The following is a 23,310-nucleotide window of genomic DNA, read 5'->3' as shown; positions in this document are numbered from 1 at the left end:
ATCGCAGACGCGGGGCCTGGCACGCGCATCTGCCGCGTTGTCGTCGGTTGCCGATGCTCCGCATCGCCGCCCTCCTCCGCCTTGCAGCTGCACGCACCAGGCCCCGCTCACCGGCGCTGATGAGGTGCCGTCGGTTCCCTGCGACCTGATCCAAACAACAGGCCCTAGACCTTCGTCTTGTAGCCCCGGCCCCACTGCAGCCCCCACCCGTACAGCCGGTCCAGCTCCGCCTGGAAGCCGTAGACGAACTTCGCCTCGCGGCGCACGATGATCTCGTTCTTGACCTTCTCGATCATGACGACGGCGCAGGAGCGGGCCTGCGGCTGGCGTTCGTCGAGGTGGATCTCGATGCGCGGGCCGTTGCTCGGGTAGAGCGTGACGATGGCGTGGGCCCGGTCGAAGGCGGGTGTCTGGTCGTAGATGTAGACGAAGACCAGGAGCCGCTTGATGCTGTCGCGGTGGTCCAGGTTGATGTACATCGTCTCGCCGGACCCGGAGCCGAAGCGGTCGTCGCCGCTGAGCTTGACGTACGGCGGGGCGTTGACGTCGCCGAAGTAGCCGCCGAGGGGCTGGACGACGCCCTTGGTGCCGTCCTGGAGTTCGTACAGGCAGCCCAGGTCGAGGTCGACGTTGACGACGCTCTGGCTGTGGCCGATGACCTCCGGCGGCTTGAGCGCCCTGAAGGGGTGCCGCAGCAGGCTCTCGCGCTGCGAGCCGCCGATGTCGGACGTGCGCATGCGCCAGCTCAGGTTGACCCGCAGGTGGCCGTTGGCCGCGTCCTGCTTGGTGAGGGATATCTGCGCGCGCCGCTTGGTCAGCTCGATCGCGTTGGTGTTCGCGTTGCCCGAGTCGAACTGCACATCGCCGCGCCGGAATCCGTCGAACAGGCCCATTCCGCCCCCAGGTTCTCTTGCGGACCGCGGGTCATCGCCGTGCCCACGGTCCTTGACGACCGACGGGGCGGCCCCGAGGAGTCCTCGGTGGCCGCCCCGCACAGAGCGTTCCTCTCCCGGAGGGGTGTCACACCCCGGACGAGATTTCAGTCTTCTCGTCCGAGCCGGCTTCTCCCTCGGCCGCCGCGATGGCGCGGTTGCGGCGGACGGAGGACCAGAACGAGGCGCCGATCAGGAGGACGCCGATGGAGCCGGTGATGAACTCGTTGATCTCGTACTGGATGGTGACGAGGAGGACCATGGCGAGCGCGCCGATGGCGTAGTGCGCGCCGTGCTCCAGGTAGACGTAGTCGTCGAGGGTGCCCTCGCGAACCAGGTAGACGGTCAGCGACCGGACGTACATGGCGCCGATGCCGAGGCCGAGGGCCATCAGGACGATGTCGTTGGTGATGGCGAAGGCGCCGATCACGCCGTCGAAGGAGAAGGACGCGTCCAGGACCTCGAGGTAGAGGAACATGAAGAACGCGGCCTTGCCGGCCAGCAGGACCGCCGACTTGGGCTTGCCCTCGCGCGCGGCCTTCTCCTCGGCCTCGTGCTCGCGCTCCTCCTCCTCTTCGAGCTTGTCCTCGAAGTAGCCGGAGAGGCCGCCGACGATCATGTACGTGATCAGGCCGGCGACACCGGAGAGCAGGACGGTCTCCGCCTTGTCGGCGTGGGTGCCGCCGTGCTGGTGGGCGTTGGCGCCGAAGGTGAGCGCGGAGATCAGCAGGACGATCAGGGCGATGCAGACCGACAGCATGTCGACCTTGCCGAGCTTGGCCAGCGGGCGCTCCAGCCAGCCGAGCCACTTGATGTCCCGGTCCTCGAAGATGAAGTCCAGGAAGATCATCAGCAGGAACATGCCGCCGAAGGCGGCGATCGACGGGTGGGCGTCGGTGACGTACTGCTGGTACTGGTCCTTGTCGGTGAGCGCGAGGTCGACGGCCTCGATCGGGCCCAGCTGGGCACTGAGCGCGACGATCACGACGGGGAAGACCAGTCGCATGCCGAAGACGGCGATGAGAATGCCGATCGTGAGGAAGATCTTCTGCCAGAAGGCATTCATCTTCTTCAGGATCCCGGCGTTGACCACCGCGTTGTCGAAGGACAGCGAGATCTCGAGGACGGACAGGATCGCTACGAGCCCGAAGGCGGCCCACCCTCCATAGAGCACCGCTGCGACCAGGCCGAGCGCGGTGACCGCGAACGACCACCCGAAGGTTTTCAGAACCACTGGCTACCCAATCGTGTGTGTACGGGGCTCCCCCGCGCCGTACCCGGCTTTACGAAACTTTGAAGCCGAAGTCTAGTCGGACCCCTTCCGCACCCCACGAGGCCCTGCATTTTGCTCATATCGCGTTATGAGACGTTGACTCCGAAGTCCATGGCGATGCCGCGCAGACCCGACGCGTACCCCTGCCCGACGGCCCTGAACTTCCATTCGCCCTGGTAGCGATAGACCTCGCCGAAGATCATCGCGGTCTCCGTGGAGGCGTCCTCGCTGAGGTCGTAGCGGGCGAGTTCCTGGCCGTCCGCCTGGTTCACCACGCGGATGAAGGCGTTGCTGACCTGGCCGAAGGTCTGGCCGCGCTCGTCGGCCATGTGGATGGAGACGGGAAAGACGATCTTGTCGCAGTGGGGCGGCACCTTGGAGAGGTCGATCAGCAGCGACTCGTCGTCGCCGTCGCCCTCGCCCGTGAGGTTGTCACCGGTGTGCTCGACCGAGCCGTCCGGGCTCTTGAGCTGGTTGTAGAAGACGAACCACTCGTCCCCGAGCACGCGGCCGCCGCTGCACATCAGCGCGCTGGCGTCGAGGTCGAAGGGCGCTCCGGTGGTGGAGCGCGCGTCCCAGCCGAGCCCGACCATCACCTGCGTGAGGTTGGGTGCGGCCTTGGACAGGGAGACGTTGCCCCCTTTGGCAAGTGTGACGCCCATGCTGATGTCCCTCCCCGGGTGGTCTTACTGAGGTGGTCTTGCGCGTCCGGCGCCGCACGTAAACCGTGCGGCGCCGGACAGGAAGGCCTACGGGCCCTGTCGCCAGGGCCCTGCGGGCGGCTCAGACGTTCACGCCGAAGTCCTGCGCGATGCCGCGCAGGCCCGAGGCGTAGCCCTGGCCGATGGCGCGGAACTTCCACTCCGCGCCGTGCCGGTAGAGCTCACCGAAGACCATGGCGGTCTCGGTGGAGGCGTCCTCGCTCAGGTCGTACCGGGCGATCTCGGCGCCGCCGGCCTGGTTCACGACGCGGATGAACGCGTTGCGCACCTGGCCGAAGGACTGCTGGCGGGTCTCGGCGTCGTAGATCGAGACCGGGAAGACGATCTTCTCGACGTCGGCCGGGACGCCGGCGAGGTCGACCTTGATCTGCTCGTCGTCGCCCTCGCCCTCACCGGTGAGGTTGTCACCGGTGTGCTCGACGGAGCCGTCCGGGCTCTTGAGGTTGTTGAAGAAGATGAAGTGCTGGTCGCTGGCGACCTTGCCGGAGTTGTTCAGCAGCAGCGCGCTGGCGTCCAGGTCGAAGTCGGTGCCGGTCGTGGTGCGGACGTCCCACCCCAGACCGACGATGACCGCGGTCAGGCCCGGCGCCTCCTTGGTCAGCGATACGTTGCCGCCCTTGCTGAGGCTGACTCCCACGAGTCCTCCATTGGTGTCCAGGGGCGGGATGCCCCGTTGTGCTCGGATGTCGGATCAACGAGTCGATCCTAGTGACGGGTTCCCGCCTCACCCAGGCCCTGAAGTCCCGAATTCAGCGGGTGTCGGGCGCATGCCGCCCGACCGGCGTCACAGGGAGTCGAGCGCCTTCACGTAGTCGTTGAGGTCACGCGCGTCCGGCAGGCCGTTGACGACGGTCCACCGCACGACGCCCTCCTTGTCGATGACGAAGGTGCCGCGCACGGCGCAGCCCTTGTCCTCGTCGAAGACGCCGTAGGCCCGCGAGACGTTGCCGTGCGGCCAGAAGTCGGACAGCAGGGGGTATTCGAGGCCCTCCTGCTCGGCGAAGACGCGCAGGGTGTGGATGGAGTCGTTGGAGACGGCGAGCAGCTGGGTGTCGCGGTCGGAGAACTGCGGCAGGTTGTCGCGCAGCTCGCACAGCTCGCCGGTGCACACGCCGGTGAAGGCGAAGGGGTAGAAGAGCAGGACGACGTTCTTGGAACCGCGGAAGTCGGACAGCCGCACGGGCCGGCCGTGGTTGTCCTTGAGCTCGAAGTCGGGGGCCTTCTCGCCGACCTGGATCGCCATCGTCGTGGGTGTCCCTTCCTGGGGCTTTTCGGGTGGGACCACCCTACGCAGGGACCGAAACGGTCCGGTGGGCGGGCCGACGGTGCCGGCCCGCCCCGCCCGTACGACTAACGCTTGGACTTCGCCGCCTTCGGCGTCGCCAGCCGGCTGCCGCTCCAGTCCTTGCCGACGCTGACGCTCTTGGACGCCGTCAGACCCGCCGTCGTGGCGGCTTCCGAGATGTCGCTCGGCTCGACATACCCCGAACGGCCGGTCTTCGGCGTCAGGAGCAGGATCGCGCCGCCCTCTTCGATGTACGTGGTGGCATCCACCAGCGCATCCGTCAGGTCGCCGTCGTCGTCACGGAACCACAGCACAACGGCGTCGGCCACGTCGTCGTAGTCCTCGTCCACCAGGTCGCTCTCGATGACGCCCTCGATGGCCTCGCGGAGCTCCTGATCCACGTCGTCGTCGTAGCCGATCTCCTGGACCACCTGCCCGGGCTGGAACCCCAGCCTGGCGGCAGGGTTCGTCCGCTCCTCCGCGTGGTCCGCGGTCGCGCTCACGGGTTGCCTCCTGATCATGTCTTGGGAATAACTCAGCCACGCGCGTGCGCGAAGCATTGGCCGTAGTCCACACGGGCGGGGCGGATCGCGCAAGTACCCGGCCGTTCAGACCGCCGAAACGGTGACGATCCTGGCCGTGTCACCGCAACTCCAGGCACACCATCATGGTCCGAGGTGACGCACACCACACCTTTCTGCCCTGTTTGGGCGTTTGGGAATCGTCTGCGGGTACGAGACTCGAAGGTATTCGCCCCATACGTCACGGAGCCGACACGGAGTCGATCTCACACTCGGGTTACCGCTCGGTAGAGATGACGTTTCCCGGCCCCGAGGTGGACCATGGGGAGCGGCGCGGCCCCCAGCGACGACGCCCGGCTACGACAGCGAAACAGCGGCCCTCGCACGGCCCTCTGACAGGTAAGGAACAGCGTGGCTTCCGCATCCGATCGCAATCCGATCATCATTGGCGGCCTTCCGAGTCAGGTTCCTGACTTCGACCCCGAAGAGACGCAGGAGTGGCTCGACTCCCTCGACGCCGCCGTCGACGAGCGCGGCCGGGAACGCGCCCGCTACCTGATGCTGCGGCTGATCGAGCGGGCCCGCGAGAAGCGCGTGGCCGTGCCGGAGATGCGCAGCACGGACTACGTCAACACCATCCCCACCAAGAGCGAGCCGTTCTTCCCGGGCAACGAGGAGATCGAGCGCAAGATCCTCAACGCGACCCGCTGGAACGCGGCCGTGATGGTCTCCCGCGCCCAGCGCCCGGGCATCGGCGTCGGCGGCCACATCGCCACGTTCGCGTCCTCCGCCTCCCTCTACGACGTGGGCTTCAACCACTTCTTCCGCGGCAAGGACGAGGGCGACGGCGGCGACCAGGTCTTCTTCCAGGGCCACGCCTCGCCGGGCATCTACGCCCGTGCCTTCCTGCTGGACCGGCTCAGCGAGCAGCACCTGGACGGCTTCCGCCAGGAGAAGTCCAAGGCGCCGTACGCGCTGTCGTCGTACCCGCATCCGCGGTCGATGCCGGACTTCTGGGAGTTCCCGACGGTGTCGATGGGCCTCGGCCCGATCGGCGCGATCTACCAGGCACGCATGAACCGCTACATGGAGGCGCGCGGGATCGCCGACACCTCCAAGTCGCACGTGTGGGCGTTCCTCGGCGACGGCGAGATGGACGAGCCGGAGTCGCTGGGCCAGCTGTCCATCGCCGCCCGCGAGGGCCTGGACAACCTCACGTTCGTCGTCAACTGCAACCTCCAGCGGCTCGACGGCCCGGTGCGCGGCAACGGGAAGATCATCCAGGAGCTGGAGTCGATCTTCCGCGGCGCCGGTTGGAACGTGATCAAGCTGGTCTGGGACCGCACCTGGGACCCGCTGCTCGCCCAGGACCGCGACGGCGTGCTGGTCAACAAGATGAACACCACGCCGGACGGCCAGTTCCAGACGTACGCCACGGAGACCGGCGCGTACATCCGCGACCACTTCTTCGGCGACGACCACCGGCTGCGCGCGATGGTCGAGGGCATGACCGACGACCAGATCCTGCACCTGGGGCGCGGCGGTCACGACCACCGGAAGATCTTCGCGGCGTACAAGGCGGCCGTGGAGCACAAGGGCCAGCCGACGGTCATCCTGGCCAAGACGATCAAGGGCTGGACGCTGGGCCCGAACTTCGAGGGCCGCAACGCCACGCACCAGATGAAGAAGCTGACGGTCGACGACCTCAAGCGCTTCCGCGACCGGCTGCACCTGCCGATCTCCGACAAGGAGCTGGAGTCCGGCGTCCCGCCGTACTACCACCCGGGCCGGGACTCGGAGGAGATCCAGTACATGCACGACCGCCGCAGGGGCCTCGGCGGTTACGTCCCGACGCGTGTCGTCCGCTCCGAGCCGCTGCCGCTGCCCGAGGACAAGACGTACGCGACCGTGAAGAAGGGCTCGGGCCAGCAGTCCATCGCGACGACGATGGCGTTCGTCCGGCTCCTCAAGGACCTCATGCGGGACAAGGAGATCGGCAAGCGGTTCGTGCTGATCGCACCCGACGAGTACCGCACGTTCGGCATGGACTCGTTCTTCCCGAGCGCGAAGATCTACAACCCGCTGGGCCAGCAGTACGAGTCGGTCGACCGCGACCTGCTGCTCGCGTACAAGGAGTCGCCGAACGGCCAGATGCTGCACGACGGCATCTCGGAGGCGGGCTGCACGGCCTCGCTGATCGCCGCCGGCTCGGCCTACGCCACGCACGGCGAGCCGCTGATCCCGGTCTACGTCTTCTACTCGATGTTCGGCTTCCAGCGCACCGGCGACCAGTTCTGGCAGATGGCCGACCAGCTGGCGCGCGGTTTCGTCCTGGGCGCGACCGCCGGCCGTACGACCCTGACCGGTGAGGGCCTGCAGCACGCGGACGGCCACTCGCAGCTGCTGGCCTCGACGAACCCGGGCTGCGTGGCGTACGACCCGGCGTTCGGCTTCGAGATCGCGCACATCGTGAAGGACGGCCTCAGGAGGATGTACGGCAGCTCGCCCGAGCACCCGCACGGCGAGGACGTCTTCTACTACCTGACCGTCTACAACGAGCCCATCCAGCACCCGGCCGAGCCGGAGAACGTGGACGTCGAGGGCATCCTCAAGGGCCTCTACCGCTTCAGCGCGGGCACGGCCGGCCAGACCCCGGCGCAGATCCTGGCGTCCGGCGTGGCGCTGCCCTGGGCGATCGAGGCGCAGAAGATCCTGGCCGACGACTGGAACGTCAAGGCGGACGTCTGGTCGGCGACCTCCTGGAACGAGCTGCGGCGCGAGGCCGTGGACTGCGAGGAGCACAACCTGCTGCGCCCGGAGGAGGAGCAGCGGGTGCCGTACGTGACGCGGAAGCTCGCGGACGCGCAGGGGCCCGTGGTGGCCGTGTCCGACTGGATGCGCGCGGTCCCGGACCAGATCGCGCGCTGGGTGCCGCAGACGTACCAGTCGCTCGGCGCGGACGGCTTCGGCTTCGCCGACACCCGGGGCGCGGCGCGGCGCTTCTTCCACATCGACGCGCAGTCGATCGTGGTCGCGGTCCTCACCGAGCTGGCCCGTGAGGGCAAGGTCGACCGGTCGGTGCTCAAGCAGGCCATCGACCGGTACCAGCTGCTCGACGTGTCGGCGGCCGACCCGGGGGCCGCGGGCGGCGACGCATAACGCGCGAGACCCTGTCAAGGGGTGGTGCGCCTCACGGACACACCGTGGGCACACCACCCCTTCACGTTTTCTACGATTCGGCCATGCAGCAGCAGTCGGCCCAACTCCGTTGGGAACAGCACACACAGCGCCCGCTCTTCGGCCTGGCCCTGGCTTTCGCCGTCGCCTACGCCGTGCCGATCGTCCGGCCCGACGCGAGCGCCGGCGTGGTGGACGTGTGCACGGCGGTGGAGTGGGTGGTCTGGGGCGCGTTCGCCCTCGACTACGCCATACGGCTCGCGCTCGCCGAGCAGCGCCTGGTGTTCGTGCGGACGCACTGGCTCGACCTGGGGGCGGTGCTGCTGCCGCTGCTCCAGCCGATGAGGCTGCTGCGGCTGGTGTCGACGCTGCTGCTCGTCGGGCAGCGGGCGCGGATGGCCTCGCAGATAAGGCTCACGACGTATGTCGGCGGCGCGGTGGTCGGGCTGCTGATGTTCGGGTCGCTGGCGGTGCTGTCGGTGGAGCGGGACTCACCGGACGGGAACATCCGGACGCTGGGTGACGCGGTGTGGTGGTCCTTCACGACGATGACGACCGTCGGGTACGGGGATCACGCGCCGACCACCGGGCTGGGGCGGATGCTGGCGGTGGGGCTGATGCTGTCCGGGATCGCCCTGCTCGGTGTGGTGACGGCGAACATCGCGGCGTGGTTCATCGCCCGGTTCGACAAGGACGACGTGGAGGAGCGGCGCCAGACGGAGGCGATACGGGAACTGACGGACGAGGTGCGGGCGCTGCGGGACGAACTGGCGGCGCTGAAGGGGACGTCGGTGAAGTGACGGAGTCGTCGGTGAAGTGACGGGAAGGAGGGCCCCGGCGCGGTCGCCGGGGCCCTTCCCTCACACCAGCCGGGTCAGAACATGCCCATGCCCGGCGTGGCCGCTCCGGACAGCCAGATGACCGCGAGAAGCGTGTCGATGGCGCCCAGGACCAAGGCGACCACGGCCGTGACGGGGCGGGAGCCCGCCCACGTGCGGCCCATGGCGAGCCAGCCGCAGACGATCGCCACGGGGCCGAGGATGATCCCCAGCACGAAGAATCCGGCGACCGCGCAGATGACTCCGATGACTCCGAGCGTCGCGCGATCCGGCCCGGTCCGTGACCACGTCCGGCCACGTGAGCGGGGGTGCCTGCGCGTACCGTGTCCGAAGCTCGCCATCATCAACTCCCGTAAACCCTCAGTCGGTTGGGGTTCGGTTCGGGTACGGGGTGGCGAGTACCCCGCTGCCGGGCTCTAATCCCGCTGCTTGCGCGCTGCCCCCCTCCGGCAGCGCGCCGCAGCATCCGTCCTCCATGCCCTGCGGAGGACTTGACCCACTGTGACCTGCGGAGGCCGTCGGAGGGGAGAGTTCGACGGGGCTGTTCACCCTGATAGGCGAATGCCCGTCAGATGTGCGCGGCGCCCGCGCCCGCGCCCGCGTTCTCGCCGCGCTTCGTCAGGAACGCCACCAGCACGGCCACCACGGCGACCCCCGCGGCGACGAGCGACGCCGCGCTCATGCCGGAGATGAAGGTGTCGTGCGCGACGCCCGTGATCTTCGCGGCGATCGCGTCGGGCGTGCCCGGTGCCACCGGCGGGACGCCGACCTGGACCGCCTCGGACGCCTGGTGCTCCTGCTCCGGCGTCAGCGGCGGCAGCCCGGCCTTCGCCCAGTTGCCCGCGAGGTCGCTGTTGACCTTGGACGCCATCACGGCGCCCAGCACGGCCGTGCCGAGGCTGCCGCCGATCTGCATGGCGGCCTGCTGCAGACCACCCGCGACACCCGACAGCTCCATGGGCGCGTTGCCGACGATGACCTCGGTCGCACCGACCATGACCGGTGCCAGGCCGAGACCGAGGAGGGCGAACCAGAGCGACATGACGCCGCTGCCGGTGTCCGTCTCCAGTGTCGACATCCCGTACATGGCGATCGCGGTGAGCGCCATGCCGCCCGCGAGCGGGACCCGGGGACCGAACTTGGTGATCATCGCGCCGGCGAGCGGCGAGCCGACGATCATCATGCCGGTGAGCGGCAGCAGGTGCAGACCCGCGTCGATGGGGCTCATGCCGTGCACGTTCTGCAGGTAGAACGTCACGAAGAACAGGCCGCCCATGAACGCGATGGCCATCAGGACCATCAGCACGACACCCGCGGACAGCGCCACGGAACGGAACAGGGCGAGCGGGATGAGCGGCTCCCTGACCTTCGTCTCCCAGAAGGCGAAGAGCGCGAAGCCCAGCACGGAGGCGCCGAGGAAGCCGAGCGTCTTGGCGTCGCCCCAGCCCCACTCGGACGGCGGGGCCTTGATGAGCGCCCACACCAGGCAGAACACGGAGGTCGACAGCAGGGCGATGCCCAGCAGGTCGAAGGAGCGCGGGGCGTTCTCGGCGCGGTGGTCGAGGAGGATCCAGACGCCGAGGACGACGGCGAGGACACCGACCGGCACGTTGATGAAGAACACCGACTGCCAGTTGACGTGCTCGACGAGCACGCCGCCGAGGATCGGGCCGCCGGCGGTGGAGGCGCCGATGACCATGCCCCAGATGCCGATGGCCATGTTGAGCTTCTCGGCCGGGAAGGTGGCCCGCAGCAGGCCGAGCGCGGCCGGCATCAGCAGCGCGCCGAACAGGCCCTGCAGGACGCGGAAGACGACGACGAACGCGATGCTGTCGGACAGGCCGATCGCGCCCGAGGCGGCGGCGAAGCCGACGACGCCGATGAGGAAGGTCTGCCGGTGGCCGAAGCGGTCGCCGAGTTTGCCCGCGGTGATCAGGGAGACCGCGAGGGCGAGGAAGTATCCGTTGGTGATCCACTGGACTTCGGCGAAGGTGGCGCCGAGGTCCTTCTGGATGGCCGGGTTGGCAATGGCCACGATGGTGCCGTCGAGGGCCACCATCATGACCCCCACAGCGACGGTGATGAGGGTGAGCCAGGGGTGCCCTCGCAGCCCCTTGCCCGGCGTCGCGTCCGACGGCTCCGCCGGTATGCCCCCCGACCCCGTCGTGTCGATGGTGGTCTGACTAGTCATGCGCTCGAGGCTAATGACAGCCACTGACAATTGACAAACCAATTCACTAGTCGGTAACTGACACGACATCCCCGTATAGCCTGAACTGGGAGAACAGTTCCGACGAGAGGCACGAATTGAACCTGCGCGAACGCAAGAAGCGGCGCACCCGGGACGCGCTGCTGCGAGCCGCCCTGGAGCTGTTCGTCACGCGCGGGTACGAGGAGACGACCGTCGACGACATCGCCGCCGCCGTCGACGTCTCGCAGCGCACCTTCTTCCGGTACTTCGCCGGCAAGGAGGAGACGGCGTTCTTCGTGCCGCGACTCGCGGAGGCGCTCGTCGTCGACGCCGTACGGGCCCGCCCGCCCCACGAGGCTCCGCTGGAGGCCCTGCGCCGGGCCGTCCTGGAGAGCTGGGACGCGATCAACGAGGCCGTCGAGGAGATCGTGCCGATCGAGCTGCACCTGCGCGTCTACCGGGTGATCGAGTCGACGCCCGCGCTGCTCGCCGCCCATCTGCGGCGGGCGGCGGAACTGGAGGAGCAGCTCGCGGGCATCATCGCCGAGCGCGAGGGGCTCGACGTGGACGCGGATCCGCGGCCGCGGATCGCCGTCGCCCTCTTCGGCGGGGTGATCCGTGTCACCGAGCGGTTGTGGTCCGCGGGGGACGAGCTCACCCTTGAGGGATTGCGTGAACTCACCACCGCCTACCTCGATCAGGTGGGCCCCGCGCTGGCGGGGAACTGGCGTGCGGGGCAGTCCCCCTAGCACATTCACCGAAACGTGATCCCGGTCACTTGGTTAACGCGAGACCCCTTCGTTCTCCTAGTGTGTCCTTTCAGTGACTTCCTTCGACACCACCCCGCAGCTGAACGTCTGGCGCGCACTGCTCGCTCTGGCCGTCGTGTTCGTGATGCTGGCGACCACCGGCTGGACGGCCCTGCGCAACCAGCGGGGCGACACGCCGCTCCAGGCCTCGCTCTCCGCCTGGGAGGACGGCCGGATCGCCGGCCACCGGCTGCCGGACCCGCAGTCCGAGCCGACGAAGCTGGCCCGCTTCTTCGCCTCGCTCACCGAGCGGGACCGCGCGGGCCTGGTCCACAAGTACCCGCTCGCCGTCGGCAACATGAACGGCGCCCCGGTCGAGCTGCGCTACCGCGCCAACCGCATCGCGCTCGCCGAGGCGCGTGAGGTCGAGCGGGAGCGGATGCACGACCAGCGCCTCACCCCGGCCGGACAGCACGAGGCCGGCCGCAGGCTGCACCGCTTCGAGGACCTGATGGAGAAGGGGCGCCACATCCTCGCCTTCGATCCCGACGGCTCGGGCCGGGTGGCGGAGGTCTTCGGCGACCTGGACACGGCGGACCGCGTCTCGGTCGTCGTCCCGGGCGTCGACACCGACCTGCTCACCTTCCAGCGCACCCACCGCAAGTACTCGGCGCCCGTGGGCATGGCCGAGTCCCTGTACGCGGCGGAGCGGGAGGCGAGCCCGTCGACCCGGACGGCCGTGATCGCCTGGGCCGACTACACGGCGCCCAGCGGACTCGGCATCGACTCGGCGACGGCGATGCGCGCCGAGGAGGGCGCCGTACGGCTGAACGCGCTGGTGCGGGCGCTGCCCGGCGGCGCGCCGGTGTCGCTGTTCTGCCACAGCTACGGCTCGGTGGTGTGCGGGGTCGCCGCGCACTCGCTGCCCGGCCGGGTCTCCGACATCGCGGTGGCCGGCAGCCCCGGCATGCGCGTGGAGCGGGCCGCCCAGCTGCACACCAGCGCCCAGGTGTGGGCGATGCGGGACGCCGACGACTGGATCCAGGACGTGCCGTACCTGGAGGTCGGCGGGCTGGGCCACGGGGCGGATCCGGTGTCCGCCGGGTTCGGGGCGCGGGTGCTGTCCGCGCAGGGCGCGAAGGGGCACGCCGGCTACTTCGAGCCGGGCACGGCAAGTCTGATGAATTTCGCAGAGATCGGCGTTGGCGCATACCGCTCGGTGCACTGCGCGCACGAAGACGGCGTCTGCCGTACCGGTTTGTCCGGCACGGCGGCGGCCTGACGCGCGTAGAGGCGAAGAAACTGCGGTCTGCTCGGGAGGGGGACGGAGGGGCGCGTGCCGCATACGATGAGCCGCATGGGTGACGTACTGGCCGGATTTCATGCCGCCTGGGAGTTCGAGTCCGACTCCGTGCTCATCCGTTACGAACGGGGGATTCGAACACCCAAGCTCTTCCAGGCGCTCGGGGAACGCCGTGTGCCCCTGGAGGCGATCGCCGGTGTGACCCTGACGCGCGGGAAGCGCGGCACGGTCGTGCTGCGCGTCGAACCACGCCCCGGCGCGGACCCGCTGATGGAGGCGGCCGCCGGGCAGCTGAAGGAGAGCGGCGACCCCTACCGGCTGGTGCTGCCCGCCGAGCGGGAGGTGCTCGCGGAGTACTACGCCGACGAGCTGCGCGGGCTGCTGACGGAGTCGGGGCCGGCGGACCGTTTCCTCGTGGAGCCGCCGAAGGGGCCGCTGTCGTTCAAGGCGTACGACGGGAAGGCCACCTTCGACGGGCGGACCGTGAGCTTCCGGTGGTTCTGGACGGGGGCGTCGTCGGCGAAGTGGAAGGCCGGGGACCAGAACTTCTCCGTCGGGGAGCTCAACGGGGTGGAGTGGCGGTCGCCGGAGGTCTTCGAGGGGCATCTGCGGCTGCTGCGGCGGGAGGTGGGGACGGCCGCCGTGCAGGCCGACCAGGATCCCGCGGCGGTGGTGTTCGGGCTGGGGTACGGGCCCGTGCACGAGTCACTGCCGTTCGCGGCGGCGGTCCTGTCCGCGGTGCGGACGTCCAGTCCGGTTGCGGCCGTTCCCGCGGCTGCGCCGCGCCGTGACCCCGCGGACATCGCCGAGCGGATCCGGCACCTCGGGGAGCTGCATCAGGCCGGGTTGGTGACCGATGAGGAGTTCTCGGTCAAGAAGGCGGAGTTGTTGGCGGAGCTTTAGCGTCTGCCTGGATCTCGCCGTGGGCGGGCGCGGGTTTGTGCGTGGCTGATCGCGCACACGCGGCGGAGCCGCACATCGGCACAGCCCCGCGCCCCTGAGGGCGTTCCTCTACTCCCTGCCGGCTGAAGTGAACGCCATGTCCGCGTAGCGGTTGCCCGCCACCTGGGCCGCGATGCCGTCCAGCAGGTCCAGTTGCTCGTCCGTCAGGACGATCGTGGTCGCCGCCGTGTTCTCCTCGACCCTGGACGGCTTGCGCGTGCCGGGGATCGGGATGACCGGGAGGTCGCGGATCGTGGCCTGCTGCTGGACCCAGGCCAGGGCGATCTGGCCGAGGGAGGCGTCGTGGGCCTTGGCCACCGTGCGGATCAGTTCCAGCAGGGTCGCGTTGGCCGTCGCGTTGTCGCCCGTGAAGCGGGGCTGCTGGCGGCGGAAGTCGTCGGACGACAGCTCCTCCGCGCTGGCGAACGAGCCCGTGAGGAAGCCCCGGCCGAGCGGCGAGTACGGGACGAGCGCCACGCCCAGGTCGCGGGCCGCGGGGACGACGTGCCTCTCGATGTCGCGGCTGAACAGCGACCACTCCGACTGCACCGCGGCGATGGGGTGCACGGCGTGCGCGGCGCGCAGTTCCTCGGCCGTGACCTCGCTCAGGCCGAGGTGCTTGACCTTGCCCTCGCGGACCAGGTCGGCCATGGTGCCGACGCTCTCCTCGATCGGCACGTTCACATCGCGCCGGTGCATGTAGTAGAGGTCGATGGCGTCGACGTCCAGGCGCTTCAGGCTGGCCTCGACGGCCTGGCGGATGTAGGGCGGGTCGTTGCGGATGACCCGGCGGGTGGGGTCGTCCGCGGGGATCGACAGCGCGAACTTGGTCGCGATGACGACCTCGTCGCGGTGGGCCTTGAAGAACGGTGACAGGAACCGCTCGTTCTCGCCGGCGCCGTACGCGTCGGCCGTGTCGTAGAAGGTGACGCCCAGTTCGAGCGCCCGTTCCAGGGTGGCCCGGGAGGCGTCCGCGTCCGAGGGGCCGTAGGCGAAGCTCATGCCCATGCAGCCGAGACCCTGGACACCCACCTCGGGGCCGTTGTCGCCGAGCTTCGCCGTCGTGATCCTGCCGTCCGTCATCGGGACCTCTCCGACGCCAGGGCACGCCCGGCGTCCGCGTAGAAACTGATCTTCCGGTCGAGCACGGCGAGCGTGCCCCGGAGTTCGTCGATCCTGGCCAGGACGTCCTCGCGGGTCGTCTTCAGCAGCTCGAAGCGCTCGCCGTAGGTGTGGTCGCCCTCGCGCACCAGTTCCGCGTACCGCACCATGTCGGCGACCGGCATGCCCGTCAGGCGGAGCTTGCCGACGAGGTCGAGCCAGTCGAGGTCGCGGTTGGTGTAGCGGCGCTGGCCGGTGTGGGACCGGTCGATGTGCGGCATCAGACCGATGCGCTCGTACCAGCGCAGCGTGTGTGCCGTCAGGCCGGTCAGGGCGACGACCTCGCTGATCGTGTAGCGGTCCTCGCCGTCCGGGCGCCGGTTCTGCTGCGGCGGGCCGGCGCAGGTGTCGGTCCTGGTCCCCGTGGTCTCCATCACCGTCATGGCCCCCACGCTAGAACCTTGGAGTGCACTCCAAGCAAGCGCGGGAGGTAAGAAATCGGCAGGACGTTCCTTGATCCGGCTGGTTAGCGTACGGAGTCATGAGTGTTGTACGCCGCGCCCTGCCCGAGGACGCCGAGGAAGTCCTGCGCCTGCGCCAGGTCATGATCGACTCGGTGTTCGCCACCGACCCCTCCATCGCCTGGCACGGGGATTCCCTCCCGACCCTGAGAAGCAGACTGGGCGAGCCGGAGGGGGACTTCGTGGCGTTCGTCGTCGACCACCCGGAGCGGCCGGGGGCGCTGGCCTCGCTGGTCGCCGGGACGATCGACTACCGCATCGGGAAGCCGGGCGACCCGCAGGGCATGGTGGGGTTCGTCTTCAGTGTCGCCACCGACCCGGACGCCCGGCGCCGGGGCTACGCGCGGGCCTGCACGACCACGCTGCTGGAATGGTTCCGGGAGCGCGGTGCCCGGCGGGTGCAGCTCACCGCCTCGCCGGAGGCCGAGCCGCTGTACGTCTCCCTCGGATTCCGGCCCAAGCCCAACCCCTTGCTGGAGCTGACGCTCTGAGCGCATAGGCTCGAACGCATGTCGCTCAAGAGCCTCGCGTTGATCGAGAACTGGCCGGTTCCCACCGCCGCGGCGGGTGTCGTACGGGCGGACGGCACCGTCCTGGGCACCCACGGCCCGGCCGGGCAGCGGTTCCCGCTCGCGTCGGTGACCAAGCCGCTGGCCGCGTACGCGGTGCTCGTCGCGTACGAGGAGGGGGCGATCGAGTTCGACGAGCCCGCCGGTCCGGACGGGGCGACGGTCCGGCACCTGCTCGCGCACACCTCGGGCCTCGCCTTCGACGAGCACAAGGTCACGGCCCCGCCCGGGGAACGGCGGCTGTACTCCAACGCCGGCTTCGAGCAGCTCGGCGACCACGTCGAGAAGGCGACCGACATCCCGTTCGCCGAGTACCTGCGGCAGGCCGTGCTGGAGCCGCTGGGCATGACCTCGACGACCCTGGAGGGCTCCCCGGCCAAGGACGGGGTGTCCACGGTCGAGGACCTGCTGCGGTTCGCCGCCGAGGTGCAGGCGCCGCGGCTGCTGGATCCCCGAACGGTCGCCGAGGCGATGAGCGTGCACTACCCGGGCACGAAGGGCGTTCTGCCGGGGTACGGCCACCAGAACCCGAACGACTGGGGGCTCGGCTTCGAGATCCGCGACTCCAAGTCGCCGCACTGGACGGGCGCTTCGTCCTCGCCCCGCACGTTCGGACATTTCGGGCAGTCCGGTACGTTCCTGTGGATCGACCCCGACGCGGGGGCGGCGTGCGTGGCGCTGACGGACCGGGCGTTCGGGGCGTGGGCGATCGAGGCGTGGCCACCCTTCACGGACGCCGTGCTCGCGGAACTCTAGAGGCGGCGCGGGGCTCTGGCGGCGGCGCGGGCTCTAGGCCATCTCCCAGACGAGGAGTTCGGCCGCCGTCACGGCCTCCGCCTCCAGGCCCTTGGCATCGGTGATCCGGGCCGCGTCGCCGGCGCCCAGCTCCGCGCCGTCCAGGCGTACGTCACCGCGCACCACGTGCACGTACGCGTACGCCGCGTCCGGCACCGCCGTCCGCTCCCCCGCGCCCAGCCGCCGCACGTGCAGCATCGCGCCGGCCTCCGGGACGGCGTACGGCGTGGAGTCGGCGATGCCGTGGACGACCTCGTAGAACGGGTCGCCGCCGGGCCGCAGCGGGGCCAGCCACATCTGGATGAACGTCAGGGGCCCGGGGCCGTCGTTGCGTTCCACGTGGCGCACCCCGCCCGCCGAGCTGAGGCGCTGCACGTCGCCGTGGCGGACGACCGACTCGTGCCCGGTGGAGTCCCGGTGCGTCAGCTCGCCCTCCACCACCCACGTCACGATCTCGGTGTGGCTGTGCGGATGCTCGTCGAACCCGGCCCCCGGGGCCAGCCGCTCCTCGTTGCACGCGAGCACGGCGCCGAAGCGGAGGTTGTCCGGGTCGTAGTGGGACCCGAAGGAGAAGGCGTGCCGGCTCTCGATTCCGGCCGCCGGGTCCCCGCCCTGGTAGCGCTCGTCAGCGCGCCGAATGTCCATCACGAGGTCCACCGTAGACCCGGCGGCGCACCTTCCCGTCCGGATAAGGCAGTCTTGTCCCCGTGCCCGAACCCGAAACCAGCAAGAACGCAGCCGCAGCCCGTGCCGTCCACCCGCATGCCGCGACGCTGAAGCGGCTGGAGAAGTCGTCCGGATCGCTCGCCGCGCAGGCCATCGCGCGGATGGACGAGACGCTGCCCTGGTACCGGGCCATGCCCCCGGAGAACCGTTCCTGGATCGGTCTGGTCGCGCAGGCGGGCATCGCCGCGTTCACCGAGTGGTTCCGGCACCCGGACGCCCCGCAGGCCATCTCCACCGACGTGTTCGGCACCGCTCCCCGCGAGCTGACCCGGGCGATCACGCTGCGGCAGACCGTGGAGATGGTGCGCACCACCATCGAGGTCATGGAGTCCGCGATCGACGAGGTCGCGGCCCCCGGCGACGAGAGCGTGCTGCGCGAGGCGCTGCTGGTGTACGCCCGGGAGATCGCCTTCGCCACCGCCCAGGTGTACGCGCAGGCCGCCGAGGCACGCGGCGCCTGGGACGCCCGGCTGGAGTCGCTGGTCGTGAACGCGGTGCTCAGCGGCGAGGCCGACGAGGGTGCCGTGTCGCGCGCCGCCGCCCTCGGCTGGAACTCGCCCGAGCACGTGTGCGTGGTGCTCGGGACGGCGCCCGACGGGGACAGCGAGCTGACCGTCGAGGCCATCCGGCGCGCCGCCCGGCACGCCAAGCTCCAGGTGCTGACCGGGGTGCTCGGCGACCGGCTGGTCGTCATCGCGGGCGGCAGCGACAACCCGCTGGCCGTGGCCAAGTCGCTGATCGGCCCGTATGCCGCGGGGCCGGTCGTGGCGGGTCCGGTGGTACCCGATCTGCTGGCCGCGACCCGGTCCGCGCAGGCCGCCGCGGCGGGGCTGAAGGCGTGTTCCGCCTGGCAGGACGCCCCGCGCCCGGTCCTGGCGGACGACCTGCTTCCGGAGCGGGCGATCGCCGGTGACCCCTCGGCCCGTGAGCAGCTGGTGGAGGAGATCTACAGACCGCTGGAGGAGGCCGGGGCCGCGCTCCTGGAGACCCTCAGCGTCTATCTCGAACAGGCGAGCAGCCTCGAAGGCGCCGCCCGGATGCTGTTCGTGCATCCCAACACCGTCCGCTACCGGCTTCGACGTGTGACTGACGTCACCGGATGGTCACCCTCCGATGTACGCTCTGCCTTCACGCTGCGGATCGCGCTGATCCTGGGGCGTCTGGTCGATGGAGATCTCCAGCCCTAAGGTTTTGTCGGGGCTCGACAAAACCCCCTCGTGTTCTTCGTCCCTGTCCCCACGGGCGGCCGTGCCCGTCCCCAAGAGAGAGTGTGAGAGTGCTCGTACTCGTCGCTCCCGGCCAGGGCGCCCAGACGCCCGGCTTCCTGACTGAATGGCTCGACTTCCCCGGTGTCCGCGGTGCCCTGGAGGCATGGTCCGACGCCGCGGGGATCGACCTGATCCGTTACGGCACCGAGGCCGACGCGGAGGAGATCCGCGACACCGCGGTGGCGCAGCCGCTGCTGGTCGCGGCCGGACTGGCGTCCGCGTCCCTGCTGTTCGAGGACCCGGCCGACCTCCCGCGGAAGGTCGGTGCCCTCGCCGGTCACAGCGTCGGCGAGTTCACCGCCGCCTCGCTCGCCGGGGTGCTCCCGCACGAGGAGGCCCTGCGCCTGGTCCGCACCCGCGGTCTGGCGATGGCCGAGGCCGCCGCCGTCACCGAGACGGGCATGGCCGCGCTGCTGGGCGGCGACCCCGCCGTGACGGTTCCTCACCTGGAGCAGCTGGGCCTGACCCCGGCGAACATCAACGGCGCGGGCCAGATCGTCGCGGCCGGCACCAAGGAGCAGCTCGCCGCGCTGGAGGCGGACAAGCCCGAGGGCGTGCGCAAGGTCGTCGCGCTGAAGGTCGCCGGCGCGTTCCACACGCACCACATGGCCCCCGCGGTCGAGACGCTGGCGAAGGCCGCCGCCGACGCCCGGGGCACCGCTGACCCGAAGGTCCCTTACGTCTCGAACAAGGACGGGCAGGCCGTCGCCGCCGGCGGCGAGGTGCTGGAGCGCCTGGTCGGCCAGGTCGCCAACCCGGTCCGCTGGGACCTGTGCATGGAGACGTTCAAGGAGCTCGGGGTCACGGCCCTGATCGAGGTGTGCCCCGGCGGCACCCTCACCGGCCTCGCCAAGCGGGCCCTGCCCGGTGTGAAGACGCTGGCCCTGAAGTCCCCCGCCGACCTCGACGCGGCTCGCGAGCTCATCGCCGAGCACGGTGTCTGAGAAGGAGCCCGAGAGCATGGCGAAGATCAAGCCCAGCAAGGGCGCCCCGTACGCGCGGATCCTCGGCGTCGGCGGCTACCGGCCGACCCGGGTCGTGCCGAACGAGGTGATCCTGGAGACGATCGAGTCGTCCGACGAGTGGATCCGCTCGCGCTCCGGCATCGAGACGCGGCACTGGGCCTCCGACGAGGAGACCGTCGCCGCGATGTCGGTGGAGGCGTCCGGCAAGGCCATCGCGGACGCGGGCATCTCCGTCGAGCAGATCGGCGGCGTGATCGTCTCGACCGTCTCGCACTTCAAGCAGACGCCGGCGGTCGCCACCGAGATCGCGGACAAGCTGGGCACCGACAAGGCCGCCGCCTTCGACATCTCGGCGGGCTGCGCGGGCTTCGGCTACGGCCTGACCCTCGCCAAGGGCATGATCGTCGAGGGCTCGGCGGAGTACGTCCTGGTGATCGGCGTCGAGCGGCTGAGCGACCTGACCGACCTGGAGGACCGGGCGACGGCCTTCCTGTTCGGCGACGGTGCCGGCGCGGTCGTGGTCGGCCCGTCCCAGGAGCCCGCGATCGGCCCGACCGTGTGGGGCTCCGAGGGCGACAAGTCCGACACCATCAAGCAGACCGTGCCGTGGACGGACTACCGCGACGGGACGGTCGAGAAGTTCCCCGCGATCACCCAGGAAGGCCAGGCGGTGTTCCGCTGGGCCGTGTTCGAGATGGCGAAGGTGGCCCAGCAGGCGCTGGACGCGGCCGGGATCACCGCGGACGACCTGGACGTCTTCATCCCGCACCAGGCCAACGTGCGGATCATCGACTCGATGGTGAAGACCCTGAAACTGCCGGAGCACGTCACGGTCGCGCGTGACATCCGCACCACCGGCAACACCTCGGCCGCCTCGATCCCGCTCGCGATGGAGCGGCTCCTGGCGACCGGCGAGGCGAAGAGCGGCGACACCGCGCTCGTCATCGGCTTCGGGGCGGGTCTCGTCTACGCCGCGACTGTCGTTACCCTCCCCTAGGCACTCCGTGCCGGATCATGCGGTCCGGGACGGGAAGAACCACCTGCCACACCCTCTGGATATCTACGAAGGAGCGCCAACATGGCCGCCACTCAGGAAGAGATCGTCGCCGGTCTCGCCGAGATCGTGAACGAGATCGCCGGCATCCCGGTTGAGGACGTCCAGCTGGACAAGTCCTTCACCGACGACCTGGACGTCGACTCGCTGTCCATGGTCGAGGTCGTCGTCGCCGCCGAAGAGCGCTTCGACGTCAAGATCCCCGACGAGGACGTCAAGAACCTCAAGACGGTCGGCGACGCGACCGACTACATCCTCAAGCACCAGGGCTGATCGACCGATCAGGCCCTAGGGCTGACTGCCCCGCCACCCGGCGGTGGCGCCGCTTAATCCTCGGATCCGTTGGAGAAAGAATTCCCGTGAGCTCGACCAATCGCACCGTGGTCGTCACCGGTATCGGCGCAACCACACCGCTGGGTGGCGACGCAGCCTCTACCTGGGAGGGCCTGGTCGCCGGACGTTCCGGCGTCAAGCCCCTGGAGCAGGACTGGGCGGCCGACCAGGCCGTCAAGATCGCGGCCCCCGTCGCCGTGGAGCCGACCGAGGTCATCCCCCGGCCGCAGGCCCGCCGACTGGACCGCTCCGCGCAGTTCGCGCTGGTCGCGGCCAAGGAGGCCTGGGCCGACGCCGGTTTCGAGGCGAAGGCCGGCGAGGACCCGAACGTCGACCCCGACCGGCTCGGCGCGGTCATCGCCTCCGGCATCGGTGGCGTGACCACGCTGCTCGACCAGTACGACGTGCTGAAGGAGAAGGGCGTCCGCCGCGTCTCCCCGCACACCGTTCCCATGCTGATGCCCAACGGCCCCTCGGCCAACGTGGGGTTGGCCGTGGGCGCCCGGGCGGGCGTGCACACGCCGGTCTCCGCCTGCGCGTCGGGCGCCGAGGCCATCGGCTACGCCATCGAGATGATCCGCACCGGCCGCGCCGACGTCGTCGTCGCGGGTGGCACGGAGGCGGCGATCCACCCGCTGCCCATCGCCGCGTTCGGCAACATGATGGCGATGTCCAAGAACAACGACGACCCGCAGGGCGCGTCGCGCCCCTACGACGTCGCCCGTGACGGCTTCGTCCTCGGTGAGGGCGCCGGTGTCGTCGTCCTGGAGTCCGCCGAGCACGCCGCGAAGCGCGGGGCCCGGGTGTACGCCGAGGCGGTCGGGCAGGGCATCTCCGCCGACGCGCACGACATCGTGCAGCCGGAGCCGGAGGGGCGGGGCATCTCGCACGCCCTGCAGAACCTGCTGGAGCGGACCGACCTGGACCCGGCGGAGATCGTGCACGTCAACGCGCACGCGACGTCGACGCCGGCCGGTGACATCGCCGAGCTGAAGGCGCTGCGGAAGGTGTTCGGTGACGACACCGACCACATCGCGGTGTCCGCGACGAAGTCGATGACCGGGCATCTGCTCGGTGGTGCGGGTGGTGTCGAGACGGTGGCGACGGTGCTCGCGCTGTACCACCGGGTGGCTCCGCCGACGATCAATGTGGAGAACCTGGACCCGGAGGCCGAGGCGAACGCCGATGTCGTCCGGGGTGAGGCTCGGAAGCTGCCCGTCGACGGGCGTATCGCCGCGCTGAACGACTCGTTCGGGTTCGGTGGGCACAACGTGGTGCTGGCGTTCCGGACCGTGTGAGACGCCGCTCCCACGCGTTCGACGGAAAGGGCCCCCACCTACGGGTGGGGGCCCTTCCGCATGCGCGAAACAGAGATCAGACCACCTGGTGCAGCCAGCGGACCGGGGCGCCTTCGCCTGCGTAGCGGAAGGGTTCCAACTCGTCGTCCCAGGGCTTGCCGAGGAGTTTGTTCAGCTCTGCTTCCAGGTCGGTCTCGCCCTGGCGGCTGCGCTGCAGGGCCGCGCGCAGGCGGTCCTCGGGGATGAGGATGTCGCCGTGGATGCCGGTGACGGCGTGGAAGATGCCCAGGTCGGGGGTGCAGCTGTAGCGTTCGCCCTCGGCGGTGGGGCAGGGTTCCGCGGTGACCTCGAAGCGCAGGAGGTGCCAGCCGCGCAGCGCGGAGGCGAGCTTGGACGCCGTGCCCGCCTGGCCCTGCCAGGAGAACTCCGAGCGCCAGGTGCCGGGGGCGGCGGGCTGCCGGATCCAGTCCAGGCTGACGCGCGTGCCGAGCACCCCGGCGACGGCCCACTCGACGTGCGGGCACAGCGCGCGCGGCGCGGAGTGCACGTACAGAACTCCACGTGTCGTCACCGGAACCTCCGGGCTGAGCGTGACCATCTTGGAAACGGGCGGAACGGCGGTGACCGGGCGGGTCACGTTGATGGCGAGGCTACCGTGCGGGGGCGCAAGGAGTGTGACGTACGGTCGGTCCCGGTGCCGGGAAACTCCCGCCATTCACCCAGGGGGACGCTTGTACGGGTGTGAG

24 protein-coding genes are annotated in these 23,310 nt (G+C 69.9%); 12 read left to right on the top strand and 12 right to left on the bottom strand.

Annotated features, from left to right (window positions below):
* Nucleotides 1-164 precede the first annotated feature (164 nt).
* From ABZ948_RS10490 to ABZ948_RS10465, 6 genes are all read right to left on the bottom strand, one after another.
* Complete coding sequence (locus ABZ948_RS10490; RefSeq protein WP_359758514.1) at nt 165-893, bottom strand: TerD family protein; 729 nt, start codon at nt 891-893, stop codon at nt 165-167.
* A gap of 127 nt (nt 894-1,020) precedes the next feature.
* Complete coding sequence (locus tag ABZ948_RS10485; protein ID WP_359758513.1) at nt 1,021-2,166, bottom strand: DUF475 domain-containing protein; 1,146 nt, start codon at nt 2,164-2,166, stop codon at nt 1,021-1,023.
* A gap of 125 nt (nt 2,167-2,291) precedes the next feature.
* Entirely contained in the window at nt 2,292-2,867 is a 576-nt protein-coding gene (locus ABZ948_RS10480; RefSeq protein WP_359758512.1) for a TerD family protein, read from the bottom strand.
* A 121-nt stretch (nt 2,868-2,988) separates the two neighbouring features.
* Nucleotides 2,989-3,564 (bottom strand): calcium homeostasis/redox stress adaptation protein, encoded by a 576-nt coding sequence (locus ABZ948_RS10475; protein WP_031112007.1) that lies wholly within the window; start codon nt 3,562-3,564, stop codon nt 2,989-2,991.
* Nucleotides 3,565-3,711: 147 nt separating this feature from the next.
* Nucleotides 3,712-4,170 (bottom strand): peroxiredoxin, encoded by a 459-nt coding sequence (locus tag ABZ948_RS10470; protein ID WP_359758511.1) that lies wholly within the window; start codon nt 4,168-4,170, stop codon nt 3,712-3,714.
* Nucleotides 4,171-4,277: 107 nt separating this feature from the next.
* Nucleotides 4,278-4,715 carry a DUF3052 domain-containing protein gene (locus ABZ948_RS10465; RefSeq protein ID WP_167530103.1) on the bottom strand — a complete coding sequence of 146 codons (438 nt, stop codon included), beginning with the start codon at nt 4,713-4,715 and terminating at the stop codon, nt 4,278-4,280.
* Between the two features lie 429 nt (nt 4,716-5,144).
* Here ABZ948_RS10465 and aceE point away from each other — a divergent pair, with 429 nt between their 5' ends.
* Both aceE and ABZ948_RS10455 read left to right on the top strand, forming a co-directional pair.
* Entirely contained in the window at nt 5,145-7,892 is a 2,748-nt protein-coding gene (gene aceE, locus ABZ948_RS10460; protein ID WP_359758510.1) for a pyruvate dehydrogenase (acetyl-transferring), homodimeric type, read from the top strand.
* Nucleotides 7,893-7,975: 83 nt separating this feature from the next.
* On the top strand, nt 7,976-8,710 hold the full coding sequence (locus ABZ948_RS10455; RefSeq protein WP_359758509.1) for a potassium channel family protein: 735 nt from the start codon (nt 7,976-7,978) through the stop codon (nt 8,708-8,710).
* Nucleotides 8,711-8,784: 74 nt separating this feature from the next.
* On the opposite strand, the gene ABZ948_RS10450 is transcribed toward ABZ948_RS10455, so the two are convergent.
* Nucleotides 8,785-9,093: a small hydrophobic protein gene (locus ABZ948_RS10450; RefSeq protein ID WP_359758508.1), complete on the bottom strand. Its 309-nt coding sequence runs from the start codon at nt 9,091-9,093 to the stop codon at nt 8,785-8,787.
* Between the two features lie 224 nt (nt 9,094-9,317).
* Nucleotides 9,318-10,940: an MFS transporter gene (locus ABZ948_RS10445; RefSeq protein ID WP_359758507.1), complete on the bottom strand. Its 1,623-nt coding sequence runs from the start codon at nt 10,938-10,940 to the stop codon at nt 9,318-9,320.
* Between the two features lie 116 nt (nt 10,941-11,056).
* Here ABZ948_RS10445 and ABZ948_RS10440 point away from each other — a divergent pair, with 116 nt between their 5' ends.
* The 3 genes from ABZ948_RS10440 to ABZ948_RS10430 all read left to right on the top strand — a co-directional run bounded on the left by ABZ948_RS10440 (nt 11,057) and on the right by ABZ948_RS10430 (nt 13,895).
* Nucleotides 11,057-11,689, top strand: a complete 633-nt coding sequence (locus tag ABZ948_RS10440) for a TetR family transcriptional regulator (RefSeq protein WP_359758506.1) — start codon at nt 11,057-11,059, stop codon at nt 11,687-11,689.
* Nucleotides 11,690-11,762: 73 nt separating this feature from the next.
* Nucleotides 11,763-12,971: an alpha/beta hydrolase gene (locus ABZ948_RS10435; RefSeq protein ID WP_359758505.1), complete on the top strand. Its 1,209-nt coding sequence runs from the start codon at nt 11,763-11,765 to the stop codon at nt 12,969-12,971.
* Between the two features lie 66 nt (nt 12,972-13,037).
* Complete coding sequence (locus tag ABZ948_RS10430; protein WP_359758518.1) at nt 13,038-13,895, top strand: DUF4429 domain-containing protein; 858 nt, start codon at nt 13,038-13,040, stop codon at nt 13,893-13,895.
* Nucleotides 13,896-14,003: 108 nt separating this feature from the next.
* Here ABZ948_RS10430 and ABZ948_RS10425 read toward each other — a convergent pair whose 3' ends face one another.
* Both ABZ948_RS10425 and ABZ948_RS10420 read right to left on the bottom strand, forming a co-directional pair.
* Nucleotides 14,004-15,017, bottom strand: a complete 1,014-nt coding sequence (locus ABZ948_RS10425; RefSeq protein ID WP_359758504.1) for an aldo/keto reductase — start codon at nt 15,015-15,017, stop codon at nt 14,004-14,006.
* Nucleotides 15,014-15,478, bottom strand: coding sequence for a MerR family transcriptional regulator (locus tag ABZ948_RS10420; RefSeq protein WP_020271715.1), 465 nt, complete (start codon nt 15,476-15,478; stop codon nt 15,014-15,016). The genes ABZ948_RS10425 and ABZ948_RS10420 overlap by 4 nt, the downstream gene beginning before the upstream one ends.
* 98 nt (nt 15,479-15,576) lie before the next feature.
* Here ABZ948_RS10420 and ABZ948_RS10415 point away from each other — a divergent pair, with 98 nt between their 5' ends.
* Nucleotides 15,577-16,047, top strand: coding sequence for a GNAT family N-acetyltransferase (locus tag ABZ948_RS10415; RefSeq protein WP_359758503.1), 471 nt, complete (start codon nt 15,577-15,579; stop codon nt 16,045-16,047).
* A gap of 18 nt (nt 16,048-16,065) precedes the next feature.
* Nucleotides 16,066-16,881 (top strand): serine hydrolase domain-containing protein, encoded by an 816-nt coding sequence (locus ABZ948_RS10410; protein ID WP_359758502.1) that lies wholly within the window; start codon nt 16,066-16,068, stop codon nt 16,879-16,881.
* Between the two features lie 33 nt (nt 16,882-16,914).
* Here ABZ948_RS10410 and ABZ948_RS10405 read toward each other — a convergent pair whose 3' ends face one another.
* Nucleotides 16,915-17,565, bottom strand: a complete 651-nt coding sequence (locus ABZ948_RS10405; RefSeq protein ID WP_359758517.1) for a pirin family protein — start codon at nt 17,563-17,565, stop codon at nt 16,915-16,917.
* Between the two features lie 62 nt (nt 17,566-17,627).
* On the opposite strand from ABZ948_RS10405, the gene fasR reads away from it, so the two are divergent.
* From fasR to fabF, 5 genes are all read left to right on the top strand, one after another.
* Nucleotides 17,628-18,833: a fatty acid biosynthesis transcriptional regulator FasR gene (gene fasR, locus ABZ948_RS10400; protein ID WP_359758501.1), complete on the top strand. Its 1,206-nt coding sequence runs from the start codon at nt 17,628-17,630 to the stop codon at nt 18,831-18,833.
* 89 nt (nt 18,834-18,922) lie between these two features.
* The gene (locus ABZ948_RS10395) at nt 18,923-19,858 is read left to right on the top strand and encodes an ACP S-malonyltransferase (RefSeq protein WP_359758500.1); all 936 of its coding nucleotides are present in this window, start codon (nt 18,923-18,925) and stop codon (nt 19,856-19,858) included.
* A gap of 16 nt (nt 19,859-19,874) precedes the next feature.
* A complete protein-coding gene (locus ABZ948_RS10390) occupies nt 19,875-20,876 on the top strand; it encodes a ketoacyl-ACP synthase III (RefSeq protein ID WP_359758499.1) in 1,002 nt (333 codons plus the stop codon).
* Nucleotides 20,877-20,957: 81 nt separating this feature from the next.
* Complete coding sequence (locus tag ABZ948_RS10385; RefSeq protein ID WP_003989952.1) at nt 20,958-21,206, top strand: acyl carrier protein; 249 nt, start codon at nt 20,958-20,960, stop codon at nt 21,204-21,206.
* A gap of 86 nt (nt 21,207-21,292) precedes the next feature.
* On the top strand, nt 21,293-22,564 hold the full coding sequence (gene fabF / locus ABZ948_RS10380; protein WP_359758498.1) for a beta-ketoacyl-ACP synthase II: 1,272 nt from the start codon (nt 21,293-21,295) through the stop codon (nt 22,562-22,564).
* 76 nt (nt 22,565-22,640) lie between these two features.
* Here fabF and ABZ948_RS10375 read toward each other — a convergent pair whose 3' ends face one another.
* Entirely contained in the window at nt 22,641-23,135 is a 495-nt protein-coding gene (locus ABZ948_RS10375; RefSeq protein WP_031111976.1) for a DUF3145 domain-containing protein, read from the bottom strand.
* Between the last annotated feature and the right edge of the window lie 175 nt (nt 23,136-23,310).

This window comes from Streptomyces olindensis (genome assembly GCF_040645895.1).
GTDB lineage: Bacteria > Actinomycetota > Actinomycetes > Streptomycetales > Streptomycetaceae > Streptomyces > Streptomyces olindensis.
This window is presented reverse-complemented; position numbering and strand designations above follow the sequence as displayed.